Source organism: Shewanella sp. MF05913 (assembly GCF_059758095.1).
Genome location: NZ_JCAYNT010000002.1, coordinates 20,224 through 33,224, shown reverse-complemented (window position 1 = coordinate 33,224; position 13,001 = coordinate 20,224). Strand labels below are relative to the sequence as shown.

Annotated in this window: 11 protein-coding genes; 10 read left to right on the top strand and 1 reads right to left on the bottom strand. The window is 41.5% G+C overall.

Annotation, left to right across the window (positions count from 1 at the left end):
• Positions 1–51 precede the first annotated feature (51 nt).
• From prfC to deoD, 8 genes are all read left to right on the top strand, one after another.
• Positions 52–1,632 (top strand): peptide chain release factor 3, encoded by a 1,581-nt coding sequence (gene prfC, locus AC19MV_RS03565; protein WP_498305831.1) that lies wholly within the window; start codon positions 52–54, stop codon positions 1,630–1,632.
• 245 nt (positions 1,633–1,877) lie between these two features.
• Positions 1,878–2,639 carry a TatD family hydrolase gene (locus tag AC19MV_RS03560; RefSeq protein ID WP_498305830.1) on the top strand — a complete coding sequence of 254 codons (762 nt, stop codon included), beginning with the start codon at positions 1,878–1,880 and terminating at the stop codon, positions 2,637–2,639.
• A 177-nt stretch (positions 2,640–2,816) separates the two neighbouring features.
• Positions 2,817–4,076 carry a NupC/NupG family nucleoside CNT transporter gene (locus AC19MV_RS03555; RefSeq protein ID WP_498305829.1) on the top strand — a complete coding sequence of 420 codons (1,260 nt, stop codon included), beginning with the start codon at positions 2,817–2,819 and terminating at the stop codon, positions 4,074–4,076.
• A 362-nt stretch (positions 4,077–4,438) separates the two neighbouring features.
• Positions 4,439–5,305, top strand: a complete 867-nt coding sequence (locus tag AC19MV_RS03550) for a nucleoside-specific channel-forming Tsx family protein (RefSeq protein WP_498306243.1) — start codon at positions 4,439–4,441, stop codon at positions 5,303–5,305.
• 394 nt (positions 5,306–5,699) lie between these two features.
• The gene (gene deoC / locus AC19MV_RS03545) at positions 5,700–6,473 is read left to right on the top strand and encodes a deoxyribose-phosphate aldolase (protein ID WP_498305828.1); all 774 of its coding nucleotides are present in this window, start codon (positions 5,700–5,702) and stop codon (positions 6,471–6,473) included.
• 153 nt (positions 6,474–6,626) lie between these two features.
• Complete coding sequence (gene deoA, locus AC19MV_RS03540) at positions 6,627–7,958, top strand: thymidine phosphorylase (protein WP_498305827.1); 1,332 nt, start codon at positions 6,627–6,629, stop codon at positions 7,956–7,958.
• An 11-nt stretch (positions 7,959–7,969) separates the two neighbouring features.
• Positions 7,970–9,187 (top strand): phosphopentomutase, encoded by a 1,218-nt coding sequence (locus AC19MV_RS03535; RefSeq protein WP_498305826.1) that lies wholly within the window; start codon positions 7,970–7,972, stop codon positions 9,185–9,187.
• Positions 9,188–9,289: 102 nt separating this feature from the next.
• Positions 9,290–10,000 (top strand): purine-nucleoside phosphorylase, encoded by a 711-nt coding sequence (gene deoD / locus AC19MV_RS03530; protein ID WP_498305825.1) that lies wholly within the window; start codon positions 9,290–9,292, stop codon positions 9,998–10,000.
• A gap of 65 nt (positions 10,001–10,065) precedes the next feature.
• Here the strand turns inward: deoD and AC19MV_RS03525 are convergent, their stop codons facing one another.
• Positions 10,066–10,791, bottom strand: a complete 726-nt coding sequence (locus AC19MV_RS03525; RefSeq protein ID WP_498305824.1) for an AhpA/YtjB family protein — start codon at positions 10,789–10,791, stop codon at positions 10,066–10,068.
• Positions 10,792–10,953: 162 nt separating this feature from the next.
• Between AC19MV_RS03525 and serB the strand changes: the two genes are divergently transcribed.
• Both serB and AC19MV_RS03515 read left to right on the top strand, forming a co-directional pair.
• Positions 10,954–11,940, top strand: coding sequence for a phosphoserine phosphatase SerB (gene serB / locus AC19MV_RS03520; RefSeq protein WP_498305823.1), 987 nt, complete (start codon positions 10,954–10,956; stop codon positions 11,938–11,940).
• Between the two features lie 139 nt (positions 11,941–12,079).
• Positions 12,080–12,988 carry an alpha/beta fold hydrolase gene (locus tag AC19MV_RS03515; RefSeq protein WP_498306241.1) on the top strand — a complete coding sequence of 303 codons (909 nt, stop codon included), beginning with the start codon at positions 12,080–12,082 and terminating at the stop codon, positions 12,986–12,988.
• The last annotated feature ends 13 nt before the right edge of the window (positions 12,989–13,001 follow it).

Sequence of the window (13,001 nt, the reverse complement as noted above, 5' to 3'; positions counted from 1 at the left end):
CCGATAGGCGCTATAATTTGCGCCTTTTTTAGCGGCTAGTGCAAGGTTAACATGTCAGGCAACAACGTTGAGGTCGACAAGCGTCGTACCTTCGCCATCATTTCGCACCCCGATGCGGGTAAAACCACCATCACCGAAAAGGTACTTTTATTCGGACAGGCTTTACAAAAAGCCGGTACGGTAAAAGGTAAAAAGTCAGGACAGCATGCAAAGTCTGACTGGATGGAGATGGAAAAAGATCGTGGTATCTCTATCACGACTTCTGTGATGCAATTTCCTTACGGTGGCGCACTTATCAACTTACTTGATACGCCAGGTCACGAAGACTTCTCAGAAGACACTTACCGTACACTAACCGCTGTAGACTCTTGTTTGATGGTGATCGATTCTGCCAAAGGTGTAGAAGATCGAACGATTAAATTAATGGAAGTCACTCGTTTACGCGATACACCTATCGTTACGTTCATGAATAAATGTGACCGTGATATTCGTGATCCAATCGAGTTGATGGATGAAGTTGAAGACATTTTAAAAATTGCCTGTGCGCCAATTACTTGGCCGATTGGTTCAGGTAAAGAGTTTAAAGGTGTTTATCATATTCTGCGTGACGAAGTGATTCTGTACCAAAGTGGCATGGGGCATACGATCCAAGAAGAGCGCATCATTAAAGGATTGAATAATCCTGAATTAGATAAAGCGCTAGGCTCATACGCATCAGAAATCCGCGATGAAATGGAATTAGTGGCGGGGGCTTCACATGAATTTGATCTAGACGCTTTTTTGAAAGGTGAATTAACGCCTGTATATTTCGGTACGGCGTTAGGTAACTTTGGCGTTGACCATATTCTCGACGGTATCGTTGAGTGGTCTCCTAAGCCATTACCGCGCGAAACGGATGCTCGTAAAGTATTGCCAAGTGAAGAGAAATTCTCTGGCTTTATTTTCAAGATCCAGGCAAACATGGACCCTAAACACCGTGACCGTGTTGCCTTTATGCGTGTTTGTTCTGGTAAGTATGAGCAAGGCATGAAAATGCATCATGTACGTATTGGTAAAGATGTCAACGTGAGTGACGCCTTAACCTTTATGGCGGGTGATCGTAATCGTGCTGAAACTGCATACCCTGGTGATATTATTGGATTGCATAACCATGGCACGATGCGCATTGGTGATACTTTTACGCAAGGCGAAAAAATTCGTTTTACGGGTGTACCTAATTTTGCACCGGAAATGTTCCGCCGAATTCGCTTAAAAGATCCATTAAAACAAAAGCAGTTACTTAAAGGCTTAGTGCAGTTGTCTGAAGAGGGGGCTGTGCAGGTGTTTAGACCTATTGATTCCAATGATTTGATTGTTGGTGCGGTCGGTGTGTTGCAGTTTGAAGTGGTAGTGGGTCGCTTAAAAAGTGAATACAACGTTGAGGCTATTTACGAAGGGATTAGCGTCAGTACCGCACGTTGGGTTTATTGCAAAGACGAACGTAAACTTGAAGAGTTTCGTCGTAAGTGTAGTCCAAACCTTGCATTAGATGGCGGTGATAACCTGACTTATATTGCGCCAACCATGGTCAACTTGAATCTGTCTATGGAACGTTATCCTGACGTAGAGTTTGCAAAGACTCGTGAACACTAATTGTTAATCGTTATGTTGGTTTAATGTTAAAAAGGTGGCGTTGCCACCTTTTTTATTGTGTTTTTATTAGCGTTATCACAGCAATTAACCTGTTTGTGTGATGTCGAATCTTTCTGCGCGTAAATATTGGCATTCATAACGCCCTTAATTATTGACCCCCTTGTTGTTCATCTAATACTGCATTTATCGTAAGGGTGTTTTTTATGTTAATTTTATCGGCAGTTATATTCAATAGTAGGTGATATATGATCGATACCCATGCACATCTTGATATGCCTGAGTTTGATAATGACCGAGACGAGCTCGTTTTTGAGATGAGCAAACATGGTATTTCGTCAGCCATCATTCCAGGTGTCGCTGTTGAACAGTGGCAAAAACAACTGGCGTTAGCCGAAAAGTATCAATGGTACTTTGCACTTGGGATCCATCCTTGGTATGTCCCAGATGATATTGACAGTGCAATATCTCTGCTGGATAGAAAACTGCAGGAATGTAGAGAAAATAAGCGTTTGGTGGCTGTTGGAGAGTGTGGTTTAGATAAATTACATCATTGGTCAGATAAGCAATTGTTGTTACTCGAAAAACAATTACAGCTTGCTCAAACTTATCAATTACCGGTCATTTTACATTCGGTCAAAGCCCATCAAGAGTTACTGACACTATTAGCTCGGGTAAGGCCGAGTCGCGGTGGTGTGGTTCATGGCTTTTATGGAAACCGCCAAATTGCTGAGCGGTACATTGCACTTGGATTTAAATTAGGGGTTGGTGGATTATTGCTCAACCCCAGTGCCAAAAAGCTTCGACAAACTGTGGTCGAATTACCTTTGAAACACTTTTTATTGGAAACAGACTCACCCAGTATGAGCCCTTTTGACCAACCTAATACGCGCAACACCCCACTTGTCTTAAACAGAATTGTGTCCGAAATCTCATTTTTAAAGGAAAGTGAAACTGTCTGTATATTAGAACAGTTGAATGAAAATGCGTTGCAACTATTTGAGCTTTAATCCTTTTTCAAGAAACGAAATAGCAAATAAAACACTTATTTGCCTAAGAGGTTGAAATTAAACTCTAAAAAGTTGATCAAAACGACGCTTTTCGTTTCACGCTCAGTTATAATCATCAACGGAAATTAGGTGAGTTAACAACATTCAAAAAAACTGTTAACAAAAGGGTGATGATTAATGGATATTTTAATGAGTTTAGTAGGGGTGGTCACCCTACTTGTGATAGGTTTTCTACTATCAAATAATAAAAAAGCAATTAACGTACGTACTGTTGGTGGTGCTTTAGCAATTCAAGCATTCTTCGCGGGTTTCGTATTATATGTTCCAATCGGTAAAGATATTCTGAAAGGTGTTTCAGACGCAGTATCAAGTGTGATTAGTTATGCACAAGCAGGTATTAGCTTCTTATTTGGTGATTTAGCTAACTTTAAAGTTGGTTTTATTTTCGCCATTAACGTATTACCAGTCATTGTATTCTTCTCTTCTTTAATTGCAGTGCTTTACTACTTAGGCATCATGCAGTGGATTATCCGTATTATCGGTGGTGCTTTACAAAAAGCATTAGGTACAAGTCGTACTGAATCTATGTCTGCTACCGCTAACATCTTCGTTGGCCAAACTGAAGCGCCTTTAGTTGTTCGTCCATTTATTGCGACAATGACTCAATCTGAACTATTCGCCATCATGGTGGGTGGTCTTGCTTCTATCGCAGGTTCTGTATTAGCCGGTTATGCGCAAATGGGTGTTCCAATTGAATTCTTAGTTGCTGCGTCATTCATGGCGGCACCAGGTGGTCTATTAATGGCTAAACTGATGCACCCTGAAACAGAAACTGCTATTAACGAAATGGAAAACCTACCAGAAGATCCAGATAAGCCAGCTAACGTCCTTGACGCTGCTGCAGGTGGTGCTTCTTCAGGTATGAGTTTAGCTATTAACGTTGGTGCAATGTTGATCGCATTCGTAGGCTTAATCGCTATGATCAACGGTATCATCGGTGGTGTAACAGGTTGGTTTGGTTTAGAGGGTATTACTCTAGAGCTTATCCTTGGTTATATCTTCATGCCTTTAGCATTCTTAATCGGTGTACCTTGGAACGAAGCATTAGTTGCGGGTTCTTTCATCGGTCAAAAGATTGTTGTAAACGAATTCGTTGCATACTTGAACTTTGCTCCTTACCTAAAAGATGTTGCTGATGGCGGTATCTTGGTTGAAGCAACTCAAGCTGTGATGACAGACCGTACGAAAGCCATTATCTCTTTCGCACTGTGTGGATTCGCTAACTTATCTTCTATTGCAATTCTACTTGGTGGTTTAGGTGCTATGGCTCCTTCACGTCGCCATGACCTTGCAAAATTAGGTATCCGTGCTGTTATCGCTGGTTCATTAGCTAACTTAATGAGCGCGACATTAGCCGGTCTATTCTTAGCTATCTAAGTTAAGAGTTAATCTCGAGGGTAAAACCTCAATCACTGGGTCTTTAGTGAGTCAATGTTAAAGGCCCAGTTTGTAAGAACGTTGTTATTGATTTTTGTGTTAATCCACCATTTCCGATGCGAAGTTATAGGCTTATCGAATACTGCGAAAGAGGATGCGTTAAAGCCACTAGTCAGTGTTCAGTTTGTTCATTTGTTAGCAATACGTAGACATAAAGTCGCGACATTGTTCACAAAAAAGAATTTTGTATTCGTTTTTTATTGATTTAATGTTGAGATTTGTATCATTAACGGTAAAATACGAGTGAATTAAAAAGAAGTGCTATCCAAGAAGATAGTTTAATAATATACATGGGGTTGATGATGAAAAAATTAAATACTTTAGCATTAGCAGGTACTCTAGCTTTAGCTGGTACAGCATTTACTGCTTCAGCTGCTGAGCAAACTGGTGATATTCATGCTGCTGACTATAAGTGGATGCAGTTTAACATTATGTATGCGATTGATGAGCATCCAATTGCTAACAAAGATGAAGCTACACATAACTACTTAGAAATGGAATTTGGCGGCCGTTCAGGTTTCCTTGATCTATACGGTTACGTAGATGTGTTCAACTTAGCTAACAGCGATTCAGGTGATAAATCTGATGGCGCTAGCAAAATGTTCATGAAGTTAGCACCACGTTTCTCTCTTGATGCTATCACTGGTACTGATTTATCTTTCGGCCCAGTACAAGAAGTTTACTTCTCGACTTTATTCAACTGGGGTGGCGGAGCAATCAGCACAACAGGTACTGGTGCAGGCGACGTTAACATGTCTTTCTGGGGTCTTGGCGCTGACGTTAATGTACCTTGGTTAGGTAAAACAGGCATGAACCTTTTCGCTACTTATGACATCGGTCGTAAAGATTGGAACGGTTACCAGTTCTCTGCTAACTGGTTCAAGCCATTTGTTTTCTTCGAAGACAAAAGCTTCCTTTCTTTCCAAGGTTATGTTGATTACCAGTTCGATATGGAAGAAGATTACTCAGGCATGAAAGCTGACGGCGAATACAACCGTACTGAACATGGTGGCGCAGCATTCTTTGGTCTTTACTACCATACAGACCGTTTCGCGCTAGGTTATGGTGGAAAGTACTTCTACCATGCTTATGGCTTAAATGATGGTGCATTTGGCTTCTTAGATACAACTGGTTGGACTCACTTCTTGAGCGCAACTTACAAAATCTAGTTGCTAACGAGTTAGTTATATTGGAGCCGCTTTTAGCGGCTCCAAATTTTAAAAAATAAAAAGAAAATATCTCAACTACTGAAATTTTTATCTAAAATTATTGTCTAAGTATCGTAGTTTTATATAAAGGTTTGTACTCTACAAAGTTTTATTTTCGCGCGCTAAAATGGATTTTTCGCGGAATCGTTGAAACAACTGTCTTTGTTTTATCTTTTCCGGTCTTCAAGGATTCAAGTCGTGGTACTCGTTATCAGATTGAATACTTAGGTTAGTAAATAGCACCTGTATTTACTGGCAATACTGAAGGCCCGGCCATTATTTTAATTATATAGCCAGCTATAGTGTTGCCTGAACAAAATTTATCGACTTTGATTTTTCGTTTCGGAGAGCAATTATGACTGATTTAAAAAAAGCGGCGCAACTTGGCATTTCATTAATGGATTTAACCACGTTAAATGATGATGATACCGACCAAAAAGTGATCGACTTATGCCACAAAGCCAAATCTGCAGCGGGCAATACTGCTGCCATCTGCATCTATCCTCGTTTTATTCCTATTGCACGTAAAACACTAAACGAGCTTGATTGTGAAGACATCAAAATCGCCACAGTAACTAACTTCCCACATGGTAATGACGATATTGCTATCGCAGTATTAGAAACCCGTGCAGCCGTTGCTTACGGTGCTGACGAAGTAGATGTGGTGTTTCCATATCGTGCATTAATGGAAGGCAACGAAACTATTGGTTTCGAACTCGTTAAAGCCTGTAAAGAAGAGTGCGGTGAAGATGCCATTCTTAAAGTGATTATCGAGTCTGGCGAGTTAAAAGACCCTGCGCTAATCCGTAAAGCGTCTGAAATCTCAATCGATGCCGGTGCTGATTTCATCAAAACCTCAACGGGTAAAGTGCCTGTTAATGCGACGTTAGAAGCGGCTGAAATTATGTTGACTGTCATCAGTGAGAAAAACCGTAACATCGGTTTTAAGCCTGCTGGCGGCGTTCGTGATGCAGCTCAAACAGCTGAGTTTTTAGATTTAGCGGCACGCATTTTAGGCGACGATTGGGTGACACCTCAAACATTCCGTTTTGGTGCCTCAAGCCTATTAAATAGTTTATTGCATACGCTTGAATTGACCGAAGCGCCAAAAGCAACTTCAGGTTATTAAGCACAATTTGCTCATTAAGTGATTGGCTTAACGAGCAAATACCTTCGCTTTGCATGACACAAAGAGTGTCGTGCAAAGACGCCATCAACCGATGGCATTCCAGAATTTAATGGCGATCCTAAAGGTGTTGGATTGCCTACCGGGGGACGTATTATGTTTCTTGCTCAAGAAATTATCCGTAAAAAACGCAATGGCGATGCGTTAAGCACCGCTGAAATTCAATTTTTTGTCGACGGCATAACTCACAACACTGTATCAGAAGGGCAAATTGCTGCTTTTGGTATGGCGGTATACTTCAAAGATATGAATATGGATGAACGTATTGCGCTTACTGCCGCAATGCGCGATTCAGGTACGGTATTAAATTGGGATTCATTACGTGTTAATGGCCCGATTATTGATAAACACAGCACCGGTGGTGTTGGTGATGTCATCAGCCTTATGCTTGGCCCTATGGCTGCTGCTTGTGGTGGTTATGTACCGATGATTTCTGGCCGAGGTTTAGGCCATACCGGTGGTACGCTAGATAAGTTTGATGCGATCCCTGGTTATCAAACTGAACCCTCAAGTGAATTATTCCGTAAAGTCGTCAAAGAAGCAGGCGTGGCCATTATTGGCCAAACAGGTGATTTAGTGCCAGCGGATAAGCGTTTTTATTCAATTCGTGATAATACCGCCACTGTTGAATCTATCTCATTAATTACCGCCTCTATTTTATCTAAAAAATTAGCTGCTGGCTTAGATGTCCTCGCGATGGACGTTAAAGTAGGTAGTGGCGCATTTATGCCGACTTATGAGGCATCAGAAGAGTTAGCCCGTAGCATTACTGCAGTGGCTAATGGTGCAGGTACTAAAACAACTGCATTATTGACTGACATGAACCAGGTATTGGCTTCTTGTGCGGGGAATGCGGTTGAAGTCCGTGAAGCGATTCAGTTTTTAACAGGTCAATACCGTAATCCGCGCCTTTATGCGGTAACAATGGGTTTGTGTGCAGAAATGCTTGTTTTGGGCGGTATTGCACAGAATGAAGCCGAAGCTCGTAATAAACTAAATACTGTATTAGACAATGGTAAAGCGGTCGAGGCATTTGCTAAAATGGTCTCAGGTTTAGGCGGTCCTACTGACTTTGTTGAGGCGTATGATAAATATTTACCTCATGCAAAAATTATTCGCCCTGTTTATGCCAATACTTCCGGCTTTGCTTACAAAATGGATACCCGCGAACTTGGTTTAGCCGTTGTCACGTTAGGTGGCGGACGTCGTAAACCGGGTGATGCACTCGATTACAGTGTCGGATTAACTCAAGTTTGCGCATTGGGTCAAGAAGTTAACAAAGATGTTCCGTTAGCCATGATCCATGCTCAATCTGAAGATGCCTTCGCCGAAGCTGCAGCAGCAGTTCAGCAGGCCATTGTGGTGAGTGATAGTGCGCCTGAGAAGACGCCAGAAATATATCGCTATATCCGCGCTTCAGATTTATAAAGGAAAACACAATGAAACGTACTTTTATCTTAATGCTAGACTCTTTTGGCCTAGGCGCTGCGACTGATGCTGATAAGTTTGGCGATGTTGGCTCTGATACTTTTGGTCATATTGCACAAGCGTGTGCTCAAGGCAAAGCTGACATCGGCCGTAAAGGTCCGTTAACACTGCCTAACCTTGCGAAGTTAGGTTTAGGCCATGCAGGTTTTGAAAGCACGGGTAAATTTGCAGACGGCTTTAACGCAGATGTTGAAGTGATTGGCGCTTATGGCCACGCTGATGAGCTCAGTTCTGGTAAAGATACTCCAAGTGGTCACTGGGAAATGGCGGGTGTACCTGTTCTGTATGAATGGGGTTACTTCAGTGACTTAACCAACTCTTTCCCGAAAGAGCTAACTGATAAAATTCTAAAACGTGCTGGTTTAGACGGTTTTTTAGGTAATTGTCATGCCTCAGGTACTCAAATTCTTGAAGAGTTGGGTGAAGAGCACATGAAGTCTGGTAAGCCTATTTTCTATACTTCTGCTGACTCAGTATTCCAAATTGCGTGTCATGAAGAGTCGTTTGGCGTAGAAAACCTCTACAACTTATGCAAAATTGCTCGCGAAGAACTTGAGCCTTATAACATTGGTCGTGTTATCGCTCGCCCATTTGTTGGCACAGGTCCTGCTGATTTTGCTCGCACGGGTAATCGTCACGATTATGCTGTGTTACCACCCGCGCCAACGGTACTTGATAAAATGAAAGAAGCCGGTGGCGAAGTTGTGAGTATCGGTAAAATTGCTGATATTTATGCCCATAGTGGTATTACTCAACAATTTAAAGCGACAGGTCTCGAAGAGTTATTTGACGAAACGTTAACGCAAATTAAACGTGCAGGTGATAAGACTATTGTATTCACCAACTTCGTTGATTTTGACTCTCATTATGGCCATCGCCGTGATACTGCTGGTTATGCTAAAGCATTAGAGTATTTCGATTCTCGTTTACCAGAATTATTTGCCATTTTACAACCAGACGATCTTGTGGTGTTTACTGCGGATCACGGTTGTGATCCGACCTGGGTAGGTACTGAGCATACTCGTGAACGTGTACCTGTATTGGCTTATGGTGCTGGTTTACCCGCAGGTTCATTAGGCCGTCGTCAGTCTTTTGCTGATATTGGCCAGTCTATCGCAAGCTATTTTAAGCTTGAACCGATGGACTATGGTAAATCTTTTATTAATTAGTCACATTTTCGAACGACGGTTCTATATAAAGTTTAATGTCTTTGCTAAACTGTATACATTATTAAGCAACACCAAATAAAATAGAAACATAGGGGTTATAACATGGCTACACCACATATTAATGCTGTAGAAGGTGCTTTTGCTGAAACAGTGCTTTTCCCAGGCGATCCATTACGTGCTAAATACATTGCAGAAACATTTTTAGAAAATGTTGAGCAAGTGACTGATGTACGTAACATGCTAGGTTTTACTGGTACTTATAAAGGTAAGCGCATTTCTGTTATGGGTTCAGGTATGGGTATCCCATCTTGTTCAATCTATGCACATGAACTTATCAAAGACTACGGTGTTAAAAACTTAATCCGTGTAGGTACTTGTGGTGCAATCAGCACAGACGTAAAAGTACGTGATGTCATTATCGGTATGGGTGCATGTACTGACTCTAGAGTTAACCGTTTACGTTTTAAAGATAACGATTTTGCTGCAATCGCAGACTACAGCTTACTAAGTGCTGTTGTTGATTCTGCAAAAGTGCATGGCACTAACATCCGTGTTGGTAACGTGTTCTCTGCTGACCTTTTCTACACACCAGATCCACAAATGTTTGATGTGATGGAGAAAATGGGCATACTAGGTGTCGAAATGGAAGCTGCTGGTTTATATGGTGTAGCACATGAGTTAGGCGCTAAAGCATTATGTGTTGTAACCGTATCTGACCATATCCGTACTGGTGAGAAAACAACATCTGATGAGCGTCAAACTACGTTCAATGACATGATTGTTATGACTTTAGATGCAGCATTAACACTGTAATCAACATCGTAATAATCAAAAAGGGGCACTCAATGAGTGCCCCTTTTTATTACTACTTAATCGAATTAAGATTTATCTTTATCTTTATCTTTATCTTTATCTTTATCTTTATCTTTATCTTTATTGTCCGCAATTTGTACAATGTTTTCAGCATCTGAAATTAACGCCACTCGCTTGGGTTTTTTACGTAATTTAGCCCGCGATTTTCGGCGGTCGAAATCTGCTCGTTTAAATGACAGTGCTCGAGACAATAACAAACCAATAAAACCAGCAACAATTAACATCATTTGCTGTAATTCCATGTTTTGTTCATGCAAAATTTTAATCTCGTCAAAAAAGATATCGAGATTTAAACGCACTTCAACATAGCCAAGATTGTTATCGTCCTGGATTACGTTTTCAATCAGTGGCGGGTAGGGCTTCAATAAGCCTTTTAGTGCTTCTGAGTCGGCCTCTAAATGCTCAAATGACACACTTTGAGCAAAGGCTAGCCTAACACCTTGTGAATTATAGATGTTAACCGACATGACTTTAGGATCAGCGGCTAACGCAGATGCCAACCATTGAAGTTGTTCATCATTTTGCAAATACATGGCTGGTGCTGCGCCATTAGCAGCTTGTTGCGCTAATAAACGTGCCATCACCTTGGTTTGTGAATTCAGCAAGTTTTGACCGTTACGAAGGCTTGCCTGCCATAAATGTATCAGACCAAAAATCAGCGAGATAGCGATTACGATTTGTAATATCCTACTGAATTTTTGTCTTTTCTTAAGACCTTTAACAAAAATCACTTTAATCCTCAGTGTTTTTTCTATTTAATTGGAGGCTGATTTGGGTTGATTGTTGCACTATGCAATGCTCAGCGGTAATCCAATTACAGAGAATTATCAAAAAGCTATACTAATCGAAAAAATAGCCAGTAGATAGTCGTAACATACTAAGAGGCCGTATTGATGCTACAACAACATGATAATGTTTTACTAAATTGGTTATTTTCAGAGACTTGTGAGACATATCAACATCTCGGCTGTGTATTATACCGTTATCAAGAGACCGATTATCCACTCAGCTTGCAAGCGGATTTGCCATACCGTTGTCGGGTGATATTTGAGTCACAATGTTCAGTCCAGATAGGAGCATGGTTAGCGTTAATCTCTGTGGATGCACATATTGCTAAGCTTGATCGCCAAAATGACTTGGTCGGTTTTGAGCTCTCAACTCAAACGCCAATAGATGAGTTGATTATCTTATTTCCACAAGAGATAGCCGCAGAAATCGTTCTTGTACAACAGCCCTTAGCCCGTTTAAATCTTTGTGGTTTGTTAGTGATGGACATGGACTCCACTGCGATTCAAATCGAATGCATTGATGAGCTTGCTGCAATGGCGGGTGTGGGAGAGGATGTGGCTGCCGTTACCGCCAGTGCCATGCGTGGTGAATTAGACTTTGAACAGTCCTTAAGGCAACGAGTTGCTAAACTCGCGGGAGCCGATGCCCAGATTATCGAACAATTATGCGATACCTTGCCTTTAATGCCAGGTCTTGAATCTATGATTGCGGAGCTTAAATCGCATCAATGGAAGTTGGTTGTGGCTTCTGGTGGATTTACGCCTTTTGTGGGGCATTTACAGAATTTACTAGGCTTAGATGCTGCCTATGCTAATGAGTTAGTCATTCAAGAGGGTAAGCTTCTTGGGGAAGTGACGGGTGTGGTGGTCGATGCACAATACAAAGCCAGCGTGATAGCAAAGTGTGCGCAGCAATGGTCAATCGCTTCTGGGCAATGCGTGGCAATTGGCGATGGTGCAAATGACATTCCGATGATCCAGGCCGCAGATCTCGGTTTAGCCTTTCATGCAAAACCTAAACTGATTGCCGCAGCTGATGCCGCCATTCAACGCCTCGATTTACGTGCTCTGGTATTTTGCTTACAAGCCTAGCTTGGCATAATGTCATCGTTTTAACGCAGTAAACCGATGATAACTAAATTCGCTAATATGAAGTTTTTACTCTAGTTTGTTTGTATTTACTGGCAGTAATGATAGCGTAGCCTTACGGTTACCTTTATTTCTGCCAATTGTGAACACTGATATCCAACAACACTCTCTTTTTATTCCTTATCGTGAAGGCCAACTTCACGTAAGGCATATTCATCCTCAGTCTCCCCATGGGGCGACAACTCCTATTTTAATGCTGCATGGTGCAATGTCTAACGGCCGCGTGTTTTATAGTGATTCAGGTCGCGGACTGGCATGTTTTTTAGCGAAAGCAGGCTTTGATGTTTATGTGATGGACACAGCAGGACGCGGATTAAGTTTACCTAAAATTCAACGTGATTTTGCTTTGGGCCAAGGAGAGGTTATTCGAGAACAACTCCCGTTAGTGCATCAGTTCATTTTGCAACGTCACCCATTAGTGTCTCAAGTGCATTGGTGCGCACACTCTTGGGGCGGAGTATTAATGGCCAGTAGTTTAGCCCGCTTTACCGATTTACAAACGAGTGTCGCATCGCTGTTAACATTTGGCTCTAAACGAACTATTAGAGTGAAATCACTAAAAAAGTGGCTTATGGTCGATTTTTTCTGGAATCGTTTGGCGCCTTTTTTGGTTGCTAGAAAAGGTTATTTAGACGCAAACCGTCTACGAGTTGGTATGGATAACGAAAGCCGGGCTTCATTATTACAAACCATTGATTGGGTGAGAGGTGACTGGGTCGATCACGATGATAACTTTGATTATGCTAGCGCGGCAATGCAAACTCAGTGGCCAACAAGCTGGTTTATCGCGGGAAAAAACGATCGAGTATTAGGTAATCCATCTGATGTGCGCGATATGATTGCCGAGTGTGGCTTTAAGCAAGTGAAATATACTTTGTTGTCTAAAGCGCAAGGAAATTTATTTGATTATGACCACGCAGGAATGTTAACCAATAAACAAGCTGAACAAGATCATTTCGTCACGATTAAACAGTGGTATTTAGCTTTATAAGGCTTGTTAACAG